Origin of the sequence: Billgrantia saliphila (assembly GCF_002930105.1) — a bacterium.
GTDB lineage: Bacteria > Pseudomonadota > Gammaproteobacteria > Pseudomonadales > Halomonadaceae > Halomonas > Halomonas saliphila.
Genome location: NZ_PJRN01000007.1, coordinates 89,709 through 112,520, shown reverse-complemented (window position 1 = coordinate 112,520; position 22,812 = coordinate 89,709). Strand labels below are relative to the sequence as shown.

The following is a 22,812-nucleotide window of genomic DNA, read 5'->3' as shown; positions in this document are numbered from 1 at the left end:
GAGTAGTCCTCATGAACCCTGTTCTAATGGAACAGTGGATTCACGAGAACCACTCGCCATTTTCGTTTTAGTGTTAGGCCTGCTCGCGCCGGTGCTGGCAGCTCCCGCTGGCCCAAGTCTCCAGTATGCTGCGGTCGTCGCCGAGCATCATCAGGGCGAACAGCCGCTCACCGAGGGTTTTGCAGCGTGCATGGCGGCGAGCCAGCAGGGGAGCGCCGTCGGGGTCGATCACGACGAAGTCGGCCTCCATGCCGGTGGCGAAGCGGCCGATTTTGTCATCCAGCGAAAGTGCCTTGGCATTGCCCAGGGTGAGGCCGTAGAGGCCTTGCCAGGCGGTGAGCGGCTGGCCGCGCAGCTGGCCTACCTGATAGGCGGCCTTGAGCGTGGCGAGGCCGGAGAGGTCGGTGCCGCCGCCGACGTCGCTGGCGTAAGTGACATTGAGGCCGACTTCACGTGCCGCCAGGCGGTCGAACAGGCCACTGCCGAGGAACATGTTGGAGCTGGGGCAGAAGGCCAGGTTGGCGCCGCGCTCGGCCAGCCGGGTACGCATCTGCTGGTCGAGATGGATGCCGTGGGCAAAGGTGCTGCGCGGGCCGACCAGGCCGGACTGCTCGTAGACCTCAAGATAATCGCGGCTCTCGGGGAATAGCTCGGCCACCCAGTCCAGCTCGCCGGGGTTCTCGGAGAGGTGGGTCTGCAGCCACAGGCTATCGTCGTTGCGCAGCAGGCTGCCGGTGGCGTCGAGCTGCTCGCGGGTGGAGGTCGGCGCGAAGCGTGGGGTCAGGCTGTAGCCGAGTCGCGCGGTGCCATGCCAGTCACCGATCAGCCGTTCGGTGTCGCGAATGCCGCCATGGGTGTCGTCGCACAGCGCCTCGGGGGCGTTGCGATCCATCAGCACCTTGCCCGCCAGCATGCGCAGGTCGCGCTCGCGGCAGGCCGAGAAGAAGGCTTCCACCGAGGTGGGGTGGCTCGAGCAGAACACCTGGGCGGTGGTGGTGCCGACCCGCAGCATCTCGTCGAGGAAGGCGTTGGAAATGACATCGGCGCGCTCGCGCTGGGCAAAAGCGCACTCCTCGGGGAAGGTGTACTCGTTCAGCCAGTCGAGCAGTTGGCGTCCATAGGAGGCCATGATCTCAAGCTGCACGTAGTGCACGTGGCTGTCGATGAAGCCGGGCATCACCAGCTTGCCGCGATGATCCACCGTCTCGATGCCTTCGGGTAGTCGTGGCGACAGTGTCGCGTAGTCATCGATGGCTTTGATGCGGCCGTTCTCCAGCCACAGTACGCCGTCGACGTAGTGACGTACGCTGCCTTCGGCGGGGCTGTCGCCTTCGCCGGGGTCGGCATCGAAGCTCAGCAGTTCGGCGCGTATCACGCGCGAGTTGTTCTGGTTCATCTTGTCAGGGCCTTAATGGATACGATGGCTGGGGCTGTTCCGGCGACAGACCTTCGGGGAGGCGCTGTAAATCCTTCCTTGGACGCTACCTTCGCCATCCATGGCAAAGGACCTCCCCTTTGGCCTGTCTCGGGAGCCCCTAGTCTTGGCATTGCTATGCATCATCGTGACTGTTCGCTGAACAGAGCTCTAAGCTCTGCCGGCTCCAGGCCGCGCTGGTCGACGCGCTCGGCGCTGCCCACCATCGGCAGCAGCTCGGCCAGGGCGGCGATGGCGATGGCGTAGGGCGTCTTGTCGCCGCCGGTGCCGCCGCAAGCTGTGCCGATGGGGCAGCGCACCCGGGCCAGGGCGTCGGCGTCGTGGCCGGCATCGGTAAGCCGTGAGCGGAAGTTGGCCCACTTGCTCTTCGAGCCGATCAGGCCGATGGAGGCGATGTCGTCGCGGCGCAGCAGAGCGTCGACCAGAACGCGATCCTCGGCGTGATCGTGGGTCAGCACCAGCGCGTGGCTGCCGGCCGGCAGCGCCGCCACGGCGGCCTGTGGGTCGGCGGCGTGGCGGCAGTTCAGCCGTGACTGATCCGCGGCCCAGGCCGGGAAGACGTCATCACGGCTGTCGTGCCACAGCACCCGCCAGGGCAGCGGGGCGGCCAGTCGTACCAGCTCGGTGCCGACGTGGCCGGCGCCGAAGAGGGCGAGCGTCGCCGCGCTGCCGGGAAATATCTCCAGCAGCACGTTGACGAAGCCGCCGCAGCATTGGCCGCTGCGCCCGCCCAGGGCGAAGGCCTCGAGGCTCATGCCGGCTTCGCCCCGCGCCAACTTCTCGCGGGCCGCGTCGATCACCTGGAACTCGAAAGTGCCGCCGCCCAAGGTGTCGAACACCTCGCTCTCGGCGATCACCATGCGCGCGCCAGGCTCACGAGGCGTGGAGCCGGCACTGGTCACCACGGTGGCCAGCGCATGGGGCAGTCCCTCGCGCTGCAGCCGATGCAGCGCCTCGTGCCAGGCCTGCGGGCGCGGCGCGTTCATCACACCGCTCCCTGTGCCTGTGCGGCGTCGTATCGGCTGCGCAGGGCCTCGGCGGCCATCAGCACCCGCTCCGGCGTGGCCGGGGTGTCGAGGCGCGGGGCCTCGGCGTAGTCGGCCAGGCTCGCCAGGGCGTCGCGCAGCGCCGACCACACCGCCATGCCGAGCATGAAGGGCGGCTCGCCGACCGCTTTGGAGCGGTAGATGCTGGCCATGGAGTTGGGGTGGCCCTCCATCAGCTTGACGTTGAACACCGGCGGCAGGTCCCCGTAGGTGGGGATCTTGTAGGTGGCCGGGCCGTCGGAGATCAAGCGTCCGGCCTCGTTCCACTTCAATTCCTCGCTGGTCAGCCAGCCCATGCCCTGGATGAAGCCGCCCTCGACCTGGCCAAGATCGATGGCCGGGTTCAGCGAGTCGCCCACGTCGTGCAGGATGTCGACCCGGTCGACCTGGTACTCGCCGGTCAGGGTGTCGACGCTGACCTCCGCCACGGCGGCGCCGAAGGCGTAGTAGTAGAAGGGGCGGCCCTGGCCGACATTGCGGTCGTAGTGGATCAGCGGCGTGGCGTAGAAGCCCTTCTCGGAGAGCGAGATACGGTTCAGGTAGGCGGACTGGACCAGCTCGCCCCAGGGGATGCGACGCTCGCTCTCGCCGTAACCGGCAACGAGATGACCGGACTCGAGGCGCATGTCTTCGCGATCGAGTCCTTGGTCCTTGTAGAGGTGCTCGTGGGCGAAATCGAACAGGCGCTCCTTGAGCTTCACACAGGCGTCGCGTGCGGCCTGACCGTTGAGGTCGGCACCGCTCGACGCCGCGGTGGGCGAGGTGTTGGGGACCTTGTCGGTGCGCGTGGCGGTAATGCGCACCTCGTCGGTATCAAGCCCCAGTTCGCGGGCCACCACCTGGCAGATCTTGGTGTGTAGGCCCTGGCCCATCTCGGTGCCGCCGTGATTGATCATGACACTGCCGTCGGTATAGACGTGCAGCAGCGCACCGGCCTGGTTCAGATGCTTGGCGGTGAAGGAGATGCCGAACTTCACCGGCGTCAGCGCCAGGCCGCGCTTGACAATGGGGCTTTCGGCATTGAACTCGGTGATCGCACGGCGCCGTGTCCAGTACTCGCTACTGGTCTCGAGCTGTTCGACGAGTTCGCGCAGCAGGGCGATCTGATCCACCTGCTGGCCGTAGTGGGTCGTCTGCCGGCCGGGGCGGTAGAAGTTCCGCTTGCGCACCGTCAGCGGGTCTTCGCCGATGCGCCGAGCGATATCGTCCATTGCCGCCTCGATCGCCATCATGCCCTGGGGGCCGCCGAAGCCGCGGAAGGCAGTGTTCGAGGCGGTGTGGGTGCGCGCGCGATGGCCGGTCACCCGGGCCTCGCCCAGCGAGTAGGCGTTGTCGCTGTGGAACATGGCGCGGTCGACGATGGCGTCGGACAGGTCGGGGGAGTAGCCGCAGTCGCCGATCACGGTGATCTCGCCGCCCTGGATTACGCCTTGGTCGTCGACACCCAGACGATAGCGGTTATGGAACGGGTGGCGCTTGCCGGTGGCGCGCATGTCATCGGCGCGGGGCAGGCGGACGCGAGTGGCGCGGCCGGTACGCCGGGCGATCAGCGCGGCGATGCAGGCCCAGGGCGAGGCCTGGGTCTCCTTGCCGCCGAAACCGCCACCCATGCGGCGAACCTCCACGGTCACGGCATGGAACGGAATGCCCAGCACCTCGGCCACCAGTTTCTGGGTCTCGCTGGGGTGCTGGTTCGAGGTATGAACGATCACACCCTCGTCCTCGGTGGGTTGCACCAGGCAGGCCTGGCCTTCCAGGTAGAAGTGCTCCTGGCCGCCGACGAACTGTTCGGCTTCGATCACATGGGCGGCATTGGCCAGTGCCTGCTCCCAGTCGCCGCTCTGCTGCACGTGGGTGGGGCGCACGAACTCGCCGCGCTCGGCGGCGGCGACCGGGTCGAGGCAGGCCGGTTGTTCGTCGATTTCCACGCCTGCCGCTTGAACGGCTTCCCGCGCGGCGCGATGGCTCTCGGCGGCCACGGCGAACATGACCTGGCCGACGTAGCTGATCTCCTCTTCGACGAAGATGGGGTCGCCCGGGAAGACGGGGCCGATATCGGTATGCCCAGGTACGTCATGGAAGCCGACCACGTCGACCACACCCGGCATGCCGCGCACCTTGTCCAGGTCGAGCCGCGTGAGGCGGCCGTGGGCGACCGGAGAGAGGCCCAGCGCCACGTGCAGGGTGTCGGCGGGCGCTTTCAGATCGTCGATGTAGGCGGCGCGACCGGTGACGTGCTTGACCGCGCTCTCATGGGCCTGTGCATGCGGATGGGGAGCCGCATGCATGGTATCCCGCGCCAAGGGGCTTGAGCCCTTGATGCGACCGTCGAGTTCGTGGCGGGCGGTTGCCGACTCGGCACTCACGTCGTCGGCGACAGTGGAATTGTTCAGCTTAGTGAGCGTACGCATGGAGCATCACCTCCCGGGGGCTGTCGGTCTCGGCTTGCGCGATAACGAGACGCAGGCGCTCGAGCAGATTGGCGGCGGAGAGCCGGCGATAGTCGGCGCTTCCACGCACGTCGGACATGGGCTGGAAGTCCTCGGCCAAGGCCTCGCGCGCGGCAAGGAACGCTGACGCGTCGGGGGCATGACCCTCCAGAGCCGCCTCGGCGCGAGCGGCACGCTTGGGCGTCGCCGCCATGCCGCCGAAAGCCAGGCGCACGTCACGCAGGATCCCGTCTTCCATGCGCCAGGTGAAAGCGCCCAGCACCGCCGAGATGTCGTCCTCACGACGCTTGGACAGCTTCCACACCTTCAGAGTTTGGCCCGCGGCGGGGCGGGGCAGGAAGATGGCGCGAATGGCCTCGCCCTCGCGCAGGGCGGTGCGCTTGTAGTCGAGGAAGAACTCGTCGAGGGGCAGTTCACGCTCGCCCTCGGGCCCGACCAGGCGCAGGCGCGAGCCCAGCGACAGCAATACCGGCGGAGTGTCGCCGATGGGCGAGGCGTTGGCGATATTGCCGCCCAGGGTGCCGCGGTTGCGTACCTGCTGTGAGCCCAGCCGATGCAGCAGGTGGGCGAAGGCGTCGTAGTGCTCCTCGAGCAGCGGTTCGAGGCGCGAATAGGTGACGGCGGCGCCGACCCACCAGCCGTGCCGGCCATCTTTCAGCGTGGCTTCGTCTACGGCATTGAGTTCGGCGACGCGGGTGACGTCGATGATGCGCTCGAAACGTGCCAGGCGCTGGGTGGTTTCGAGCCATAGATCGGTGCCGCCGGCCACCAGGCGAGCCCGGGGATGCCGCTTCAGGCATTCGTTCAGCTCGGCGAGAGAGGTCGGCTGCAGGAAGGTGGCGTCGGCCGGGGGATCGGCTTGCTCGCCCTGTTTCGGCGCGGCCGCGTCCAGCCACAGCGGGCGATGGTCCGGGTGCGCGCTCATGGTCATGGCGGCGTCGCGGATCGGCCGATAGCCGGTACAGCGGCACAGGTTACCGCCCAGCGCCGCTTCCAGGCGCTGAGGGGTCAGCGGGGCCGGCGCCTGGCGCTGTTGTTCGTGCAGGGTGAACAGCGACATGACGATGCCCGGGGTGCAGAAGCCGCACTGGCTGCCATGGCATGCCACCATGGCCGCCTGGGCGGGATGCAGCGCTTCGCCTTCGGCCAGGCCGTCCACGGTAACCAGGTGGCGACCGTTGAGCTGATGGGCCGGGGTGATACAGGCATTGGCGCTGTGGTAGCGCAGCTCACCGTCGGGCCCGGGCTCGCCGATAGCCACGGTGCAGGCGCCGCAGTCGCCGGAGGCGCAGCCCTCTTTGGTGCCGGTAACGCCGAGCGTCTCGCGCAACAGCTCCAGCACGCTGGTTTCGGGGGTCGCCTCGCATCGGCGCGGCTGCCCGTTGAGCATGAAGTCGATCATCGCCTTGTCTCTTGTGAACTCTCTTGTTGACGGACTCTCGTCGATGTCTCGCGTTGACCTTGTGTTCGCAGACCTGACGTAGTCGTTCGCACGGCTTGGTGGGATCGCCACCTGTTGACCAAATGGTCAGGATATATTCAGCATGGGCCAGAATGTCGCACTTTGCAAGCCTGGGAATAGCTCCCGGCGAGCCCCACCGCAGCGCACCGGGAAGATATCCCTCCTGCCGCGGCGCGCCTGCCATGGTCGTATTTGCAGGAAACGCCCGCCTCGGGCACTCTCTTTGCTTCACAGGACCACCACAGGCAGGGGCCGTCGATGACAGACGCGACCGAAACCGAGACCTTGCAACGCCCATCCCAAAGCAGTGAAAGCAACGGCGCCACCCGCGAGCGTAACGAGCGCTCCATCCTGTCGGCCGCCGAGCGGGTCTTCGCCCAGTACGGCTATCGCGGTGCCAGCGTCCAGGCCATCGCCGAGGAAGCAGGGCTGCCCAAGTCCAACGTGCTCTACTACATGGGCAACAAGCGCGGTCTCTACGTTCGCCTGCTCGAGCGAATGATGGCGCGCTGGAACGCACTGCTGGACGACATCAGCGTCGAGGACGATCCGGCCCAGGTGCTGGAGGCGTTCATCCGCAGCAAGATGCAGCTCTCGCGTCGTCACCCGGAGGGCTCGCGCCTGTTTGCCGCCGAGATCCTCGGCGGCGCACCGTTCCTCCAGGAGTACCTGCGCGGCGAGCTGCGCGACTGGGTGCAAACCCGGGCGAAGGTCTTCGAGCAGTGGGCGGAGCGGGGGCTGATGGACCCGGTCGACCCGGTGTGGCTGATCTTCCTGATCTGGTCCGCCACGCAGCACTACGCGGACTTCGAGGCCCAGGTGCTGGGTATTACCGGCAAAGACGAGATCACAGACGCCGACGTGGAGCGGATCACCCAGTTTCTGACTCAGGTGATCCTGAAGGGGTGTGGGGTCAGGCCCCCCTCGGCAGTGACAGGCTGATCGCTACCGTCAGCGCGAGCATGGCACTCGAGACCCATAGCGTGGCGGTGAGCCCGCCGGTCATGTAGAGCCATCCGGAAAGCAGGGTGCCGAGCAGTCGCCCCATGGCATTGGCCATGTAGTAGAAACCCACGTCCAGCGAGACGCCGTCGGCGCGGGCCAGCTTGACGATCAGAAAGCTGTGCAGGCTCGAATTCACCGCGAACACCGCGCCGAACAGCAGCAGGCCGCCGAGCAGTACGACAGGCGGTTGCCAGCCCGGGTCCGATGGCTCCAGGCCCAGCGCGATCAGCGCCGGCAGGAGAGCGAGCCCAGCTGCCCACAGGATGGCGGCCGAGCGGCCCGCGTGGCGCCCGGTGATGCGCGGCGCCATGGCCTGAACCGCGCCGTAGCCGATCACCCAGAGGGCCAGGAAGCCACCTACGCGCCAGTGATCCCAGCCGAACCGGGTGGCGAGAAACACCGGGAGAGCCACCACGAACCAGACGTCCCGTGCACCGAACAGGAACAGTCGCGCCGCCGAGAGAATGTTGATGGCGCGGCTCTTGGAGAAAATCTCGCGAAACTTCGGCTTGGCCTTGGCGCGACCCAGGTCGGCATCGAGCCGTACCAGCGACAGGGCCAGCACCGCCAGCAGCATCAGCGCCATGGCCAATATCGCGCCCCGGAAGCCGATCAGGGTGAGCAGCAGTCCGCCCAGGAAGAACCCCACCCCCTTGAGGGCGTTCTTGGAGCCGGTGAGCAGCGCCACCCAGCGGTAGAGAGCGGCGTGGCCGGCCTCGCCGGCGGGCACCAGGGTCTTCACCGCGCTCTTGGCGCTCATCTTGTTGAGGTCCTTGGCGATACCCGAGAGCGCCTGGGCGACCATTACCCAGGGCACCGTCAGCCAGGCCGTGGGGACCAGCAGCATGGCCAGCGCCACCACCTGCAGACCCAGCCCCAGGTTCATGGTGCGATTCAGGCCCAGCCGTGCGCCAAGCCAGCCGCCCACCAGATTGGTGATCACGCCGAAAAATTCGTAGAACAGGAACAGCAGAGCCACTTCCAGCGCCGAATAACCGAGCTGATGGAAATGCAGCACCACCAGCATGCGCAGGGCGCCGTCGGTCAGGGTGAAGGCCCAGTAGTTGCCGGTGACCAGCAGGTATTGGCGGACCTCGCGGGGCAGGGCGGTGGCGCGTGCGATCATGCGTCGGTTTTCCCCACCTTGGCCGCGAGTTCCACGGTGCGGCAGGCGTAGCCGTACTCATTGTCGTACCAGGCGTAGAGCTTCACCTGGGTGCCGGCCACCACCATGGTGGAAAGGGCGTCGACGATGGAGCTGCGCGGATCGCTGCGGTAGTCGATCGACACCAGCGGGCGCTCTTCAAAGCCCAGGATGCCGGCAAGCTCGCCCTCGGCGGCCTGCTTCAAGAGCATGTTGACTTCCTCGGCCGTGGTCTCTCGCTCCACCTCGAAAACCATGTCGGTGAGCGAGGCGTTGGCCAACGGCACGCGCACGGCGTGGCCGTTCAGCTTGCCCTCGAGTTCGGGGAAGATGGCGGTGATCGCCTTGGCCGAGCCTGTTGTGGTGGGAATCAGGCTCATGCCGCAGGCCCGGGCCCGGCGCAGGTCCTTATGCGGGGCGTCGAGGATGACTTGGGTGTTGGTGATGTCGTGAATGGTTGTCATCGAGCCGTGGCGAATGCCGAGCTGCTCATGGATCACCTTGACCACCGGCGCCAGGCAGTTGGTGGTGCAGCTCGCCGCGGTGACGATGCGATGCTGGTTGGGATCGAACAGATGGTCGTTGACCCCCATCACCACGTTGAGCACGCCTTCCTCCTTCACCGGGGCGCTGACCACCACGCGCGACACGCCCTGATCGAGATAGGCCTTCAAACTTTCGCGGGTCTTCATCTTGCCCGAGGATTCGATTACCACGTCGCAGCCGGACCAGTCGGTATCGGCGATATCCCGATTGGCGCTGAATGGGATGCGCTGGCCGGCCACCATCAGGGCGTCGTCGTGAGCCGTGATATCATCGCCGCCGCCGGTCCACTGTCCGTGCACCGAGTCGAACTGCAGCAGGTGGGCGAGGGTCGCGGCGTCACCGCCAGGGTCGTTGATGCGCACGAAATCGAGCTCGGGATTCGACCAGCCGGCACGTAGCGCCAGGCGCCCGATGCGGCCGAAACCGTTGATGCCGATGCGAAGGGACATGAGGGGCTCCTGTGCCGTTGATGATATATATGGCAAATCGTATATGAAGGACGATGACTTTTCGATGACGTCCGCCGGGCTGCCTATCGCGTCGCGCCTGGACGAGCTGCGTGATGCCCTGGCGCGACATGCGCGCGTCTTGCTGGTGGCCGCGCCGGGGGCGGGCAAGACCACTCGGGTGCCCCTGGCACTGCTTGACGAGCCCTGGTGCTCGGGCGAACTCGGGAATGGCAAGCTGTTGCTGCTGGAGCCCCGGCGGATCGCCGCGCGGCTGGCGGCCGGTTACATGGCCCAGTCCCTCGGTGAAAACGTGGGCGAGACCGTCGGCTACCGCATGCGGGGCGAAAGCCGGACGGGGCCGACCACGCGAATCGAAGTCATCACCCAGGGCGTGCTGACGCGCATGCTGCAGGACGATCCACTGCTCGACGGGGTGACAGGCATCGTCTTCGACGAGTTCCACGAGCGCAGCCTGGAGGCCGATCTGGGACTGGCGCTGTCGCTCGACGCCCATTCGGTGCGCGATGACCTGCGCCTGCTGGTGATGTCGGCGACGCTCGACGTCGATGCGCTGCTGGGTGTGTTGGGCGAGGATGCGCCGTTGATCGACTGCCCAGGGCGCAGCTTTCCGGTCGACACCCGTTACCGGCCGCTCAACAGCCGCGACGATACGGCTCGTCAGCAGGCTACGGCAGTGAGCGATGCGCTTGCCGTTGCCGAGGGCGATGCCCTGGTGTTCCTGCCCGGCGTGGCCGAGATTCGCCGGCTGGCGCAGGAACTGGGCCGGCGAATGCCCGACCTGGCGATCCGCGAGCTGCACGGACGGCTGTCGCTGGCTGCCCAGCGCAGTGCCCTGCAGCCCGAGGCCGATGGGCGTCGGCGGGTAGTGCTGGCCACCGCCATCGCCGAGTCGAGCGTCACCGTCGACGGGGTGCGTATCGTCGTCGATGCCGGCCTGGAACGGGTGCCGGTGTTCCAGCCGCGCAGCGGCCTGACGCGGCTGGAGACGCGCCGTGTCAACCGTGCCAGCGCCGACCAGCGCCGCGGTCGCGCCGGGCGTCAGGGTGCCGGGTTGTGCCTGCGGCTGTGGGCCGAGGAACAGCCGCTCGTGCCCCACGGCGAGCCCGAGATTCACCTGGCCGACCTGGTGCCGCTGGCCTTCGAGCTGGCGCGTTGGGGTATCGTCGACCCGGCTGATCTGGCCTGGGTCACGCCACCGCCCGTCGCTGCGCTGTCAGCGGGGCGGGAGCTGCTGCAGCGGCTCGGCGTGCTGGACGACGCCTTTTTGCTCACTGCGCTGGGGCGTGCGTGCACGCGCTGGCCCACCCATCCGCGGCTGGCGGTGATGCTGGAGCGTGCCGATGCCCTCGGCGCGCGATCGCTGGCCTGCGCGCTGGTGGCGGCACTCGAGACGCGGGACCTCGACGACGAACAGGATCTCGAACGTGGACTAGCGGCGCGCCTGGCGAACCCGCGCGCGCACGGCGCCTGGCAGCGCGAGGCGCAGCGGCTGGCTCGCCTTGCCGGCGTGCGCCTCGACGTGGACAGCCTGGCCCCGCTGGGCGAACTGCTGGCATTGGCTTATCCCGAGCGAGTGGCACAGCGAACTGCTCATCAGTTCGGGCCGGGACGCTTCCGCCTGGCCTCCGGCGGCCTCGCCACCTTGCCTGAGCGGCATCCGCTGGCCCATGCCGAGCTGCTGGTGGCCGCCGAGCTGGACGGTCAGGCCAGCAGAGCGAAGATCTTCCGTGGCGTAGCGATTGCCCGCGAGCGACTTGAGGCCCTTTATCCCGAGACCAGCATCTGGCGTGCCAGCCTAGCGTGGTCCGAGGGGCAGGGGAAACTGGTCGGCGAGCAGGTGCGTGGTCTTGGTGCGGTGGTGCTCGAGCGCAGGCCGCTGCAGTCGCTGCCGCCCGAAGCAATTCGAGAGGCGCTGCTGGATGCGCTGCGCCGTCGCGTCGAGCTGCCCTTCGATGAAAACGACGAGCAACTGCGCGGCAGGCTGGCACTGCTGCGCGGGGCGCTGGGCGAAGACTGGCCCGACTGGTCGATGCCTGCCCTACTGGACACGCTCGAGACATGGCTGGGGCCCCATCTCGACGGCGTCCAGACGCTCCAGGCCGTGGAGCGGCTACCACTGGGACGCTTCCTGCTCGACAGCCTCGAATGGGCGCAGCGCCGTCGACTGGAGGCCTTGGCGCCGGAACGCCTCGACGTACCGAGCGGCTCGCGACTGCGCGTCGATTATACGCCCTGCCTGGAAGCGCGCCCGCCGGTGCTGGCGGTCAAACTCCAGGAGGTATTCGGCTGGCAGACCTCACCGCGAGTCGCCGACGGGCGGGTGGGGGTCTTGCTGCACCTGCTCTCGCCGGCCCGGCGCCCCCTGCAGGTCACCGGCGACCTGGCGAGCTTCTGGGCCAACGGCTATCCCGAGGTGCGTCGCGAAATGCGCGGCCGCTACCCCAAGCATCCCTGGCCGGAGGACCCGCTGACCGCCGTGGCCACCGCGCGGACCAAGCCGCGCGCTTGATCAGCCGGCGGCGGCCTTCTCTTTTTCCTTGCCTGAATGGGGCGATTGCGCCGCGGAGACCTCCCGGCGGCGCAGTAGCCACTTCTCCGCCTCCACGACAAGAAACACCGCCACGCCGGCGACTGCGATGACCGCCCAGTGCAGCAGGGAGAGACCCTCCGTGCCGAAGATCATCTGCATGAAGGGCAGGTAGGTCCAGCCGAGCTGGAACAGCGCCACCAACGCAATGGCCACCAGCGCAGCGTGGCTGCCGAACAGCCCCCGCCACGACAGGCTGCTGTCCAGCAGGTAACGGCTGTTGATCAGGTAGACGATCTCGCCCGCCACCAGCATGTTGACCGCCCCGCTGCGTGCCAGCGCCTCGCTGCCGCCCTGGCCGTGCAGTATCCAGGCGAAGATGCCGAACACGGCGAGCACCAGCAGCAGCGAGACGAGAATCACGCGCCACAGCATGAACATGTCGAGCAGTGGGGCGTGAGAGTCGCGCGGTTGGCGCGTCATGACGTTCTCCTCGGCGGGCTCGAAGACCAGCGCGATACCCAGCGTCACTGCAGTGATCATGTTCACCCACAGCACCTGAAGGCCAGTGATCGGCAGGGTAAAGCCCGCCACGATCGCCAGCAGGATGGCCAGGCTCTCGGCGCCGTTGGTCGGCAAAATGAAAGTGATGGATTTGCGGATGTTGTCGTAGACCTTTCGCCCCTCGGCCACGGCGGCGACGATGGTGGCGAAGTTGTCGTCGGTAAGGACCATCTCGGCGGCTTCCTTGGCCGCCTCGGTGCCCTGGACGCCCATCGCCACACCGACGTCGGCACGCTTGAGCGCCGGCCCGTCGTTGACGCCGTCCCCGGTCATCGCGCAGATGCCGCCGCGTGCCTGCATTGCCTTGACCAGGCGCAACTTGTGCTCGGGGGCCGCCCGGGCGTAGACGTCGACCTCGGTGATATCGCGCTCCAGTTCCTCATCGCTCATTTCCTCGATCTCGCGGCCACTCAGGGCGCGATCCGTGCGCGCGAAACCGAGCTGATCGGCGATCGCCCGCGCGGTGACCGCGTGGTCGCCGGTAACCATCACTGGGCGGATCCCGGCCTGCTGGCAGTTCTTGACCGCCTCGATGGCGGCTTCACGGGGCGGGTCGAGCAGGCCGACGATGCCGAGCAGCACCAGCCCCTCCTCGGCGTCGGTATCGCTGAGCTCTCCCGTCAGGTCGTCGGCCGGCTTCTCGGCCAGGGCGAGTACGCGCAGGCCACGTGAGGAGAGTTCATGGATGCGTTCCTCCCACGCCTCGCGGTCGAGTTCCGCGTCGCCGTCGCTGCCTCGTTCCTGTGAACACATCTCGAGCAGGCGATCAGGCGCGCCCTTGACCAGCAGGCGCTTGCCGTCGTGCTCGTTGAGGGTGGCCATGTATTTGCGTTCGGAGTCGAAGGGAATGGCGTCCTGGCGGGGGTGCGCGTCGCGCAGCTCACGCGTGTCGATACCCGCCTTGGCGGCCGCCACGACCAGGGCGCCCTCGGTGGGGTCGCCGTTGATGCACCAGCCATCCTCCTCTTCGTTGAGGTCGGCGTCGTTGCATAGCGCCCCGACTTCGAGGAAGTGGGCCAGGGCGGGATAATCCTGTAGCGAGATCGCCTCGCCGAATTCGTCGACCGCACGCTCTTTGTCGCGCGGGGCCAAGTGCAGGTCGCCCTCGGGAGCGAAGCCGATACCGGAAAGACGGAACTCGCCCTCGGGCAGCCGGATGGCCTGCGCGGTCATCTCGTTGCGGGTCAGGGTACCGGTCTTGTCGGAGAAGATGGTGGCGATGGAGCCCAGGGTCTCCACCGCCGGCAGCCGCCTTACGATGGCGTTCTTGTGGGCCATGGCCTGTACGCCGAGTGCCAGCGAGATGGTCACGATCGCCGGCAGTCCCTCGGGGATGGCGGCGACGGCCAGCCCGACGCTGGCCATGAACATTTCGGTCCATGGCTGACCGTGTACCAGCACGCCGAAGGCCCCGGTCAGCAGTGCGGCGCCGACGATGAACAGCGCCAGGATGCGCCCGGCACGATCGAGCTGCTCGACCAGCGGCGTCTTGAGTTGTTCCACGCCCCTCAGCATTTCGGAAATGCGACCAATTTCGGTATGCTCGCCTGTCTCGACCACCACCCCGGTCGCGGTGCCCTTGGCCACGATGGTGCCGGCGAACAGCATGTCGCTGCGCTCGGCCAGTTCGGCGTCCTCGTCGACCGCCTCGTCGGCCTTGTCCACCGGCGTGGATTCGCCAGTCAGAGCCGCTTCCTCTGCGTTCAGCCGCTTGGCCTCGAGAATGCGTAGGTCGGCGGGTACGCGGTCGCCGCTTTCCACTTGCACGATATCGCCGGGAACGAGTTCCTCGGCATCGATTCGGACCTCACGCCCGCCGCGCAGGACCGAAGCCTGCGGCGAGAGCATCCCGCGTATGCTCTCCAGGGCCTTCTCGGCCTTGCCCTCCTGAAAGAAACCGATCAGGGCGATGATCACCACCACGCCGAGAATGACCGCGGCATCCAGGGGCTTGCCCAACAACAGACTGGCGATCGCCGCGACGATCAGGATCAGCATCAATACATTGTTGAACTGCGCCAGCAGCCGTTTCCACCAAGGCTTACCTTCATCCTGCTGTAGTCGGTTGGGTCCGTACTGCTCGAGACGCCGCTTGGCCTCGTCGTCGTCGAGCCCTTTCGATTCGGCCTCGAGGCGCTCGAGCGCCTCGTCACCGGTCATGGCGTGCCAAGGCGTGCGCTCTGCCTGATCATCGCGTTCGGGCATGCTGCTCCTCCTAAGCTTTTGGAATCCACCAAGTGTCTCTAGAGGTAGCACACACGGGGCGGCGCTGCAGGCGTGACGCGTAGCGTAATGTCATTGCCTCCTGTCGAATGAGGTCGCATCGACAGGGCGGAGCCGAGAGTGAGCGGACGGGGCAGCCCCGGTGATGCTCGGAGCCCACGAGCGGAGTATCCTGCCGCGACATGCACCGATTGGAGACTTTCATGCCTTCCGCCGACGTCCTTTCACCGAGCGCGGGGGAGCGCTGCCCATGCGGCAGTGGCAGACCTTATGCAGCATGCTGTGGCCCTTTTCACGACGGTGAGCCGGCGCCCACGCCCGAGGCGCTGATGCGTTCGCGCTACAGCGCCTTCGTCCTGGGCCTGGACGACTACCTGCAGACGACCTGGCACGCCAGCACGCGCCCGCTCGAACTTGATCTTGACGCCTCGACACGCTGGGTGCGATTGGAGGTGCTGGACCATGGGCAGGACGACGACAATGGCCGTGTACACTTTCGCGCCACGTTCCGCGAGGGTCGCGAGGGGCGTCGGTGGGGCGTGCTGGAGGAGGATTCACGCTTCGTACGCGAGGCGGGCCGCTGGGTCTACCTGGATGGTACGCCCAACGTCACTCGCTTCAAGCCGGGCCGCAACGACGCCTGCCCATGCGGCAGCGGGCGCAAGCTCAAGAGCTGCTGCGCCCGCTAGTCGCCACCAGCCTAGAGCATCATCGCCGCCAGCCAGCCGAAGCCGATCAGCGGCACGTTGTAGTGCAGGAAGGTGGGCGCCACGGTGTCCCAGATATGGTCGTGCTGGCCGTCGGCGTTGAGACCGGCGGTGGGGCCGAGGGTCGAATCCGAAGCCGGCGAGCCGGCATCGCCCAATGCCGCGGCGGTACCCACCAGGGCGATGGTGGCCATGGGTGAGAAACCGAAGCTCAGCGCCAACGGCACGTAGAGCGAGGCGATGATCGGCACGGTGGAGAACGACGAGCCGATGCCCATGGTGATGAATAGCCCCACCAGCAGCATGATCAGGGCCGCCAACCCCTTGTTGTCGCCGATCAGCTCGGTCGAGCCTTCCACCAGCGCCGAGACTTCGCCGGTCGCCTGCATCACCCCGGCGAAGCCGGCAGCGCTGATCATGATGAAGCCCACCTGCGCCATCATGCGCATGCCTTCGGTGAAGATGCCGTCCTGCTCGTGCCAGCGGAACACGCCGCTGACCGAGAGCAGCGCGAAACCGAACAACCCGCCGAGCACCATGGAGCCGGAAAGTAGCTGCGTCGCCACCGTACCCACCAGTGCGGCGGCGAGTACCGCCATCTGCCAGGGTGCCAGATGCCGAGCGGCTTGGGCCGGCGTCTCGTCGCCGTGGGCCAGGTCACGGTCTTCGTAGTGACGTGGGCCGCGATAGCTCCACAGCAGCGCCACGACGAGACCCAACGCCATGCCGCCGATGGGGATCAGCATGGCCACGGGCACCATGCCGCGCGTGACTTCAAGACCCAGCTCGGCACCGCTCTCGTTGAGGTTGGCGAGCAGGATGTCGTTGAGAAAGATCGAGCCGAATCCCACCGGCAGGAGCATGTAGGGCGCGGTGATACCGAAGGTGATCACGCAGGCGGCGACCCGGCGGTCCAGGCGCAGGTGGTTCATCAGCTTGAGCAGCGGCGGCACCAGCACAGGGATGAAGGCGATGTGCACCGGAATCAGGTTCTGCGAGCTGATGGCGGCGGCGAGCAGGGCCCCCAGCAGAGTGAAGGCGACCCAGCGGCGGCTGGGGGGCTGGTGGTCGAGGTGCAGGCCGCGAATGGCGCGCTCGGCCAGCAGCTCGGTCACGCCGGAGCGTGACAGGGCGACGGCGAAGGCGCCCAGCACGGCATAGGAGAGGGCGATGGTGGCACCGCCGCCCAGACCATCGTTGAAGGCGTCGAGAATCTCGGCCAGCGGCAGCCCGGCGACGAGGCCGCCGATCAGGCTGGCGACGATCAGGGCGAAGACGACGGAGACGCGGGCAAGGCTCAGGGCGACCATGACCAGGATGGCCAGAACGATGGCATTCATGCGTGGCTCTTTGGGTCCGGAAACGTTGGAATGAAGGCGCAAGGGTAGACGGAAAGCCCCGAAGCTCGGCTTCGGGGCAGCGTATATTACCTCATGCAAACGCTCGGGTCAGTGACTCGGCAGCAGCCGCATCGGTACCAGGCGATTCAGCACGCGGGAGGCGAGCAGGTGGGTGGCCGCCTCGATGTCGGGGGCGAAGAAGCGGTCGCGGTCGTAGTAGGGCACGCGCTCGCGCAGCGCCCGGCGGGCCTGCTCCAGTCCCGCGGTGGTCGCCAGCCCCTGGCGAAAATCGAGCCCCTGACAGGCGGCCAGCCACTCAATGGCGATGATGCCGCGAACGTTGTCGGCCATCTCCCACAGCCGCTTGCCGGCGGCGGGTGCCATCGAGACGTGATCCTCCTGATTGGCCGATGTGGGCAGGCTGTCGACGCTGTGCGGATGGGCCAGGGCCTTGTTCTCGCTGGCCAGCGCGGCGGCAGTGACTTGAGCGATCATGAAGCCGGAATTGACGCCGCCATTCTCGACCAGGAAAGGCGGCAGCTGTGACATGTGGGTATCCATCATCAGCGACACGCGCCGCTCCGTCAGCGAGCCGATCTCGGCCAGCGCCAGGGCCAGGTTGTCGGCGGCCATCGCCACCGGCTCGGCGTGGAAGTTGCCCCCCGAAAGTACGTCGCCGTCGTCGGAGAACACCAGCGGATTGTCCGATACGGCGTTGATCTCGATGGCCAGCACGTCGGCGGCTTGACGGATCTGGGTCAGCACCGCACCCATCACCTGCGGCTGGCAGCGCAGCGAATAGGGGTCCTGGACCTTGTCGCAGTGGGCATGGGAGTCGCTGATCTCGCTGCGCTCGCTCAGCAGGTGGCGATAGGCCGCCGCGGCGTCGATCTGGCCGCGCTGGCCGCGTGCCGCGTGGATGCGCGCATCGAAGGGGGCCCGCGAACTGAGCGTGGCCTCCACGGTCAGCGCGCCGCACACCGTGGCGGCGGCGTACAGATCCTCGGCCTCGAACAGCCCTTTGAGCGCATAAGCGGTCGAGACCTGGGTGCCGTTGAGCAGCGCCAGGCCCTCCTTGGGTGCCAGATCGAGCGGCACGAGCCCGGCAACCTCGAGGGCCTGGCGGGCCGGGATCCACTCGCCCCGATGGTGCGCCTTGCCTTCACCGAGCAGTACCGCGCTCATATGGGCGAGCGGTGCCAGATCGCCCGAGGCACCGACGGAGCCCTTGAGCGGAACGTGCGGATAGACCTCGGCGTTGACCAGGGCAAGCAGGGCGTCGAGCACCTCGCGACGAATGCCGGAGAAGCCTCGCGCGAGGCTGTTGACCTTGAGCACCATGACCAGGCGCACCAGGGCATCGTCCATGGCCTCGCCGACGCCGGTGGCATGCGACAGCACCAGCGAGCGCTGCAGCTCCTCCAGGTGATCGTGGTCGATGCGGGTCTGGGCCAGCAGGCCGAAGCCGGTGTTGATGCCGTAGACGGTGCGGTCCTCGGCCACCACACGATTGACGCAGTCGACGGCGCGCTGGATGGCGGCGTCGGCACTGTCCGGCAGCGTGACGCGGAGCGGCGCCTCGAAGACCTGGCGGGCCTGGGCCAAGGTCATCCTGCCGGGTTGAATCTCCAGCTCGGTCATGAAGCGCTTTCCTCATTCAGCATTGGCAGGTCGAGGCCGTTCTCACGGGCGCACTCCCTGGCGATATCGTAGCCGGCATCGGCATGACGCATCACGCCGGTACCCGGATCGTTGCGCAGCACCCGGCCGAGGCGGGCATGGGCGTCGTCCGTGCCGTCGGCGACGATGACCACGCCGGCATGCTGGGAGTAGCCCATGCCCACGCCGCCACCGTGGTGCAGCGACACCCAGGTAGCGCCGCCTGCCGTATTGAGCATGGCGTTGAGCAGCGGCCAGTCGGAGACGGCGTCGGAGCCGTCGAGCATCGCCTCGGTCTCGCGGTTGGGGCTCGCCACCGAGCCGGAATCCAGGTGATCGCGACCGATGACGACGGGGGCCTTGAGCTCACCGTTTCGAACCATCTCGTTGAATGCCTGGCCGAGGCGGGCGCGATCCTTGAGCCCCACCCAGCAGATCCGCGCCGGCAAGCCCTGGAAGGCGATGCGCTCCTGGGCCATGTCGAGCCAGCGGTGCAGGTGCGGGTCGTCGGGAATCAGCTCCTTGACCTTGGCGTCGGTGCGGTAGATATCCTCCGGATCGCCGGAGAGCGCCGCCCAGCGGAAGGGGCCGATGCCCTGGCAAAACAGCGGCCGGATATAGGCCGGCACGAAGCCGGGGAAGTCGAAGGCGTTGTCGACACCTTCTTCCTTGGCCATCTGGCGAATATTGTTGCCGTAATCGAAGGTGGGCACGCCCATGGCCTGGAAATCGAGCATGGCCTTTACGTGTACCGCCATGGAGCGCTTGGCGGCATGGGTCACGGCAGCGGGATCGGCCTTGCCGCGCGCGACGTACTCGTCCCAGTCCCAGCCGGCGGGCAGGTAGCCGTGCAGCGGATCGTGGGCGCTGGTCTGGTCGGTGACCATGTCCGGCTTCACGCCGCGTTTCACCATTTCCGGCAGCACATCGGCGGCATTGGCGCACAGGCCGATGGAGACCGCCTTGCCCTCGGCGGTGTAGCGCTCGATACGGGCCAGGGCGTCGTCCAGGTCATCGGCCTGTTCGTCCAGGTAGCGGGTGCGCAGGCGGAAGTCGAGGCGCGACTGCTGGCACTCGATGTTGAGCGAGCAGGCGCCGGCCAGGCTTGCCGCGAGCGGCTGGGCGCCGCCCATGCCACCGAGGCCGGCGGTGAGGATCCAGCGGCCGGTGAGGTCGCCGCCGTAGTGCTGGCGTCCGGCCTCGACGAAGGTCTCAAAAGTGCCCTGTACGATCCCCTGGGAGCCGATGTAGATCCAGCTACCGGCGGTCATCTGGCCGTACATCATCAATCCCTGCCGATCGAGCTCGTTGAAATGCTCCCAGGTGGCCCAGGCCGGCACCAGGTTGGAATTGGCGATCAGCACGCGTGGTGCATCCCGGTGGGTCTCGAATACCCCGACCGGTTTGCCGGACTGGATCAGCAGTGTCTGGTTGTCCTCCAGACGCTTCAAGGTCGCGACAATGGTGTCGAAACACTGCCAGTCGCGGGCCGCGCGGCCGATGCCGCCGTAGACCACCAGGTCCTCGGGGCGCTCGGCCACGTCCGGATGGAGATTGTTCATCAGCATGCGCAGGGGCGCCTCGGTCAGCCAGCTCTTGCAGGAGAGCCGACTGCCGCTGGGAGCGGCGATGTGACGGCTGGGATCGTGGCGCGGGTCGCTCGTGAAGGAAGGGGGCTGATTCATGGCTTGGTTCTCTTGTCGTGGTTCGTGGAAGGTCGCTCAGCTGTCCAGCGTCAACTGGTGGATCAGGCGGGCCGCCGCACGGGCGGTCCGACCGTCGATATCGAAGCTCGGGTTGAGTTCGGCAATATCGGCCAGACGCAGCTTGCCGCTGTCGCGTACCGCCTCGAGCAATGTCTCGATCTGAGCCAGCGGCACGCCGCGGGCGGCCGGGGCGCTGACTCCAGGGGCCTCGGCCGCCGGCAGCACGTCCAGATCGACGGTCAGGTACAGGTGGTCGCAGTGGGCCATGAAGCGCTGCAGGTCGCGCACGGTTTCCGCCAGCCGGTGCGGGGCGAGTTCGCAGTCCTCGCGTACCAAGGTGCGCAGGTCACGAGCGCGGGCAAACAGTGCCCGGGTATTGGCGGCCCGACTGACGCCCAGGCAGGCGTAGCGGAACGGCCAGCCGCGCGCTTCACACTCGGCGGCGATCTGGGCGAAGGGCGTTCCGGACGAGCGCACGTGTGCCGGGTCGCGCAAATCGAAGTGGGCGTCGAGATTGATGATGCCGACCCTGGGGCAGCGCTCGCCTCGGGCCTCCAAGTGTCGTGCCAGGCCGGACCAGCTGGCGTAGGCGATTTCATGGCCGCCCCCCAGCGCCACGGGCAGGTGAGAGGAGGCCAGCAGGGTGGCGAGCCGTTCGGCCAGGCGTGCCTGGGCGGCTTCCATGTCGTCATGCCCGTGGCAGCCGACATCGCCCGCGTCGAAGACCGGTGAGTGTCGATGCCAGGCGAGCGGTGCCAGCGCCCGACGCAGCGCCCGCGGTCCTTCGGCGGCACCGATGCGACCCTGGTTGCGTGCCACCCCGGCATCACAGGCGAAGCCGACCAGGGCGACACCCGGCTCGCCGTCGCGCTTGAGCGGCGTGACCACTTGATGCCAGCGCAGGCTGTCGGGCTCCGGGTCCTCGCGGCCGGCCCAGAGCGACATGTCGATGGTCGGGTCGGCCAGATGCAGGTCGGTGTGCGGCTCAGCCATGGGTCGTGTCTCCCTGGAAGATGCGTTGGCGCAGACGGCCGGGTTGCACGGCGTAGGCCAGCTCGGCCGGGGAATCGACGTTCCACAGACACAGATCCGCCGGGGCGCCTTCGACGATGCGCCCGAGCGAGCGATCGTGCAGACCCAGCGCCCGTGCACCGTGAGCAGTCATCCCGGCCAGCGCCTCTCGAGGCGTCAAATGGAACAGGGTGCAGGCGAGGTTGAGCATCAGCGTGGGCATGAACAGCGGCGAGCTGCCGGGGTTGGCGTCGGTGGCCAGTGCCATCGGTACGCCGGCCTCGCGTAGCGCGGCGACGGGCGGCAGCTGGGTCTCGCGCAAGGTATGGAAGGCGCCGGGCAGCAGCACTGCGGTGCTGCCGGCTTCGCGCATGGCCGCCACGCCAGACTCGTCGAGGTATTCGATATGGTCGGCGGACAGTGCCCCGAAGCGGGCCGCCATGGCGGCACCGCCAAGGTTGGAGAGTTGCTCGGCATGCGCCTTGATGGGCAGGCCGTGGACCTTGGCCGCCTCGAAGACGCGTTCGCACTGCGCCACCGAGAAGGCGATCTTCTCGCAGAAGACGTCAACGGCATCGGCCAGGCCTTGCTCGGCGGCGGCGGGTATCATCTCACGGCATACCAGATCGATGTAGCCGTCGGCGTCGTCGCGATATTCGGGTGGCAGGGCATGAGCGCCGAGCAGGCTTGTGACCACGCGTACCGGAAAGGCATCACCCAGCCGGCGCGCCACGCGCAGCATCTTCAGTTCGTCGGCCACGGTCAGGCCGTAGCCGGACTTGATTTCCACCGTGGTAACGCCGTCCGCCAGCAGGGCGTCTAGTCGCGGGCGGGCGATCTCGAAGAGTTCGTCTTCGCTGGCGGCGCGGGTGGCGCGCACGGTGCTGAGGATGCCGCCGCCGCGACGAGCGATCGCCTCGTAGCTCACCCCCTCCAGGCGACTCTCGAATTCGTCGGCGCGCGAGCCGCCGAATACCAGATGCGTGTGGCAGTCCACCAGACCGGGCGTCATGACACCGCCCCGGCCCATCGCCTCGCAGGCGGCGGTGTCGGCGGGATCGAGCGCGTCCATGGGCAGCACCCGTTCGATTCGATCGCCTGCGACGATTACCGCCATTGGCTGAGGAAGGGTATCGAGCCCATCGAACAGCGTGACGTCGCGCCATAGTCGGCGCGGCTGCGGCGTGGCTGGCATGCGGATCTCCTGTCGGTGATACATATTGTATATACATTTAATCCGTCATCTTGCATACGTCAAGCATCGATGAGCAAAAAGGGCTGTCGAAGCGTATGTCAAAGGCGGTGTGCAAAGTTAATCGTTTGATTTAAAAGTGTTTGAAAGCGAAATGAACGCTCTTCTCCTAGGTAGCGATTCGATTCGGTTCGACCATGGTATTAAGGCCGGGGACGTGGTTCGTGTTGGCGTGGTGAGTAAAGCTATTGTATATACAATAAGAAGAATCGTCATGATGCACGATCGAAGTCGGCGACGCCTACAATCACAACGAGAGGAGCTT

General features: G+C 67.2%; 15 protein-coding genes. 3 read left to right on the top strand and 12 right to left on the bottom strand.

Annotated elements, in window-relative coordinates:
• Positions 1–73: 73 nt before the first annotated feature.
• The 4 genes from guaD to xdhA all read right to left on the bottom strand — a co-directional run bounded on the left by guaD (position 74) and on the right by xdhA (position 6,333).
• On the bottom strand, positions 74–1,396 hold the full coding sequence (guaD, locus tag CYJ07_RS09800; protein ID WP_104203515.1) for a guanine deaminase: 1,323 nt from the start codon (positions 1,394–1,396) through the stop codon (positions 74–76).
• A 161-nt stretch (positions 1,397–1,557) separates the two neighbouring features.
• Positions 1,558–2,421 carry a xanthine dehydrogenase accessory protein XdhC gene (gene xdhC, locus CYJ07_RS09795; protein WP_104203514.1) on the bottom strand — a complete coding sequence of 288 codons (864 nt, stop codon included), beginning with the start codon at positions 2,419–2,421 and terminating at the stop codon, positions 1,558–1,560.
• On the bottom strand, positions 2,421–4,892 hold the full coding sequence (gene xdhB, locus CYJ07_RS09790) for a xanthine dehydrogenase molybdopterin binding subunit (protein WP_104203513.1): 2,472 nt from the start codon (positions 4,890–4,892) through the stop codon (positions 2,421–2,423). The genes xdhC and xdhB overlap by 1 nt, the downstream gene beginning before the upstream one ends.
• Complete coding sequence (xdhA, locus tag CYJ07_RS09785) at positions 4,876–6,333, bottom strand: xanthine dehydrogenase small subunit (RefSeq protein ID WP_104203512.1); 1,458 nt, start codon at positions 6,331–6,333, stop codon at positions 4,876–4,878. Before xdhA ends, xdhB begins: the two co-directional genes overlap by 17 nt.
• Before the next feature lie 318 nt (positions 6,334–6,651).
• Between xdhA and CYJ07_RS09780 the strand changes: the two genes are divergently transcribed.
• Entirely contained in the window at positions 6,652–7,335 is a 684-nt protein-coding gene (locus tag CYJ07_RS09780; RefSeq protein ID WP_104203511.1) for a TetR/AcrR family transcriptional regulator, read from the top strand.
• Here the strand turns inward: CYJ07_RS09780 and arsJ are convergent.
• Positions 7,307–8,524, bottom strand: a complete 1,218-nt coding sequence (gene arsJ / locus CYJ07_RS09775) for an organoarsenical effux MFS transporter ArsJ (protein ID WP_104203510.1) — start codon at positions 8,522–8,524, stop codon at positions 7,307–7,309. The two genes, CYJ07_RS09780 and arsJ, sit on opposite strands and share 29 nt — an antisense overlap.
• Positions 8,521–9,537 (bottom strand): ArsJ-associated glyceraldehyde-3-phosphate dehydrogenase, encoded by a 1,017-nt coding sequence (locus tag CYJ07_RS09770; RefSeq protein ID WP_104203509.1) that lies wholly within the window; start codon positions 9,535–9,537, stop codon positions 8,521–8,523. Before CYJ07_RS09770 ends, arsJ begins: the two co-directional genes overlap by 4 nt.
• A 64-nt stretch (positions 9,538–9,601) precedes the next feature.
• Between CYJ07_RS09770 and hrpB the strand changes: the two genes are divergently transcribed.
• The gene (gene hrpB / locus CYJ07_RS09765; protein WP_197038311.1) at positions 9,602–12,067 is read left to right on the top strand and encodes an ATP-dependent helicase HrpB; all 2,466 of its coding nucleotides are present in this window, start codon (positions 9,602–9,604) and stop codon (positions 12,065–12,067) included.
• Here the strand turns inward: hrpB and CYJ07_RS09760 are convergent, their stop codons facing one another.
• Complete coding sequence (locus tag CYJ07_RS09760) at positions 12,068–14,854, bottom strand: cation-translocating P-type ATPase (protein WP_104203507.1); 2,787 nt, start codon at positions 14,852–14,854, stop codon at positions 12,068–12,070.
• Positions 14,855–15,075: 221 nt separating this feature from the next.
• Here CYJ07_RS09760 and CYJ07_RS09755 point away from each other — a divergent pair, with 221 nt between their 5' ends.
• Positions 15,076–15,561: a YchJ family protein gene (locus CYJ07_RS09755; protein ID WP_104203506.1), complete on the top strand. Its 486-nt coding sequence runs from the start codon at positions 15,076–15,078 to the stop codon at positions 15,559–15,561.
• Between the two features lie 11 nt (positions 15,562–15,572).
• On the opposite strand, the gene CYJ07_RS09750 is transcribed toward CYJ07_RS09755, so the two are convergent.
• From CYJ07_RS09750 to hutI, 5 genes are all read right to left on the bottom strand, one after another.
• A complete protein-coding gene (locus CYJ07_RS09750; RefSeq protein ID WP_104203505.1) occupies positions 15,573–16,919 on the bottom strand; it encodes a Na+/H+ antiporter family protein in 1,347 nt (448 codons plus the stop codon).
• 108 nt (positions 16,920–17,027) lie between these two features.
• Entirely contained in the window at positions 17,028–18,560 is a 1,533-nt protein-coding gene (gene hutH / locus CYJ07_RS09745) for a histidine ammonia-lyase (RefSeq protein ID WP_104203504.1), read from the bottom strand.
• Positions 18,557–20,263, bottom strand: coding sequence for a urocanate hydratase (hutU, locus tag CYJ07_RS09740; RefSeq protein WP_104203503.1), 1,707 nt, complete (start codon positions 20,261–20,263; stop codon positions 18,557–18,559). Before hutU ends, hutH begins: the two co-directional genes overlap by 4 nt.
• A gap of 36 nt (positions 20,264–20,299) precedes the next feature.
• A complete protein-coding gene (gene hutG / locus CYJ07_RS09735) occupies positions 20,300–21,277 on the bottom strand; it encodes a formimidoylglutamase (protein ID WP_197038310.1) in 978 nt (325 codons plus the stop codon).
• Positions 21,270–22,490: an imidazolonepropionase gene (hutI, locus tag CYJ07_RS09730; RefSeq protein ID WP_104203502.1), complete on the bottom strand. Its 1,221-nt coding sequence runs from the start codon at positions 22,488–22,490 to the stop codon at positions 21,270–21,272. The genes hutG and hutI overlap by 8 nt, the downstream gene beginning before the upstream one ends.
• Positions 22,491–22,812 lie beyond the last annotated feature (322 nt).

Excerpts from the sequence above, each read along its gene's own strand:
- hutG (WP_197038310.1), bottom strand. The coding sequence starts at position 21,277 with ATGGCTGAGCCGCACACCGACCTGCATCTGGCCGACCCGACCATCGAC.
- xdhB (WP_104203513.1), bottom strand. The coding sequence starts at position 4,892 with ATGCGTACGCTCACTAAGCTGAACAATTCCACTGTCGCCGACGACGTG.
- hrpB (WP_197038311.1), top strand. The coding sequence starts at position 9,602 with ATGACGTCCGCCGGGCTGCCTATCGCGTCGCGCCTGGACGAGCTGCGT.
- CYJ07_RS09760 (WP_104203507.1), bottom strand. The coding sequence starts at position 14,854 with ATGCCCGAACGCGATGATCAGGCAGAGCGCACGCCTTGGCACGCCATG.
- CYJ07_RS09780 (WP_104203511.1), top strand. The coding sequence starts at position 6,652 with ATGACAGACGCGACCGAAACCGAGACCTTGCAACGCCCATCCCAAAGC.
- xdhC (WP_104203514.1), bottom strand. The coding sequence starts at position 2,421 with ATGAACGCGCCGCGCCCGCAGGCCTGGCACGAGGCGCTGCATCGGCTG.
- hutU (WP_104203503.1), bottom strand. The coding sequence starts at position 20,263 with ATGAATCAGCCCCCTTCCTTCACGAGCGACCCGCGCCACGATCCCAGC.
- xdhA (WP_104203512.1), bottom strand. The coding sequence starts at position 6,333 with ATGATCGACTTCATGCTCAACGGGCAGCCGCGCCGATGCGAGGCGACC.
- hutH (WP_104203504.1), bottom strand. The coding sequence starts at position 18,560 with ATGACCGAGCTGGAGATTCAACCCGGCAGGATGACCTTGGCCCAGGCC.
- CYJ07_RS09750 (WP_104203505.1), bottom strand. The coding sequence starts at position 16,919 with ATGAATGCCATCGTTCTGGCCATCCTGGTCATGGTCGCCCTGAGCCTT.
- CYJ07_RS09770 (WP_104203509.1), bottom strand. The coding sequence starts at position 9,537 with ATGTCCCTTCGCATCGGCATCAACGGTTTCGGCCGCATCGGGCGCCTG.
- guaD (WP_104203515.1), bottom strand. The coding sequence starts at position 1,396 with ATGAACCAGAACAACTCGCGCGTGATACGCGCCGAACTGCTGAGCTTC.
- CYJ07_RS09755 (WP_104203506.1), top strand. The coding sequence starts at position 15,076 with ATGCCTTCCGCCGACGTCCTTTCACCGAGCGCGGGGGAGCGCTGCCCA.
- hutI (WP_104203502.1), bottom strand. The coding sequence starts at position 22,490 with ATGCCAGCCACGCCGCAGCCGCGCCGACTATGGCGCGACGTCACGCTG.
- arsJ (WP_104203510.1), bottom strand. The coding sequence starts at position 8,524 with ATGATCGCACGCGCCACCGCCCTGCCCCGCGAGGTCCGCCAATACCTG.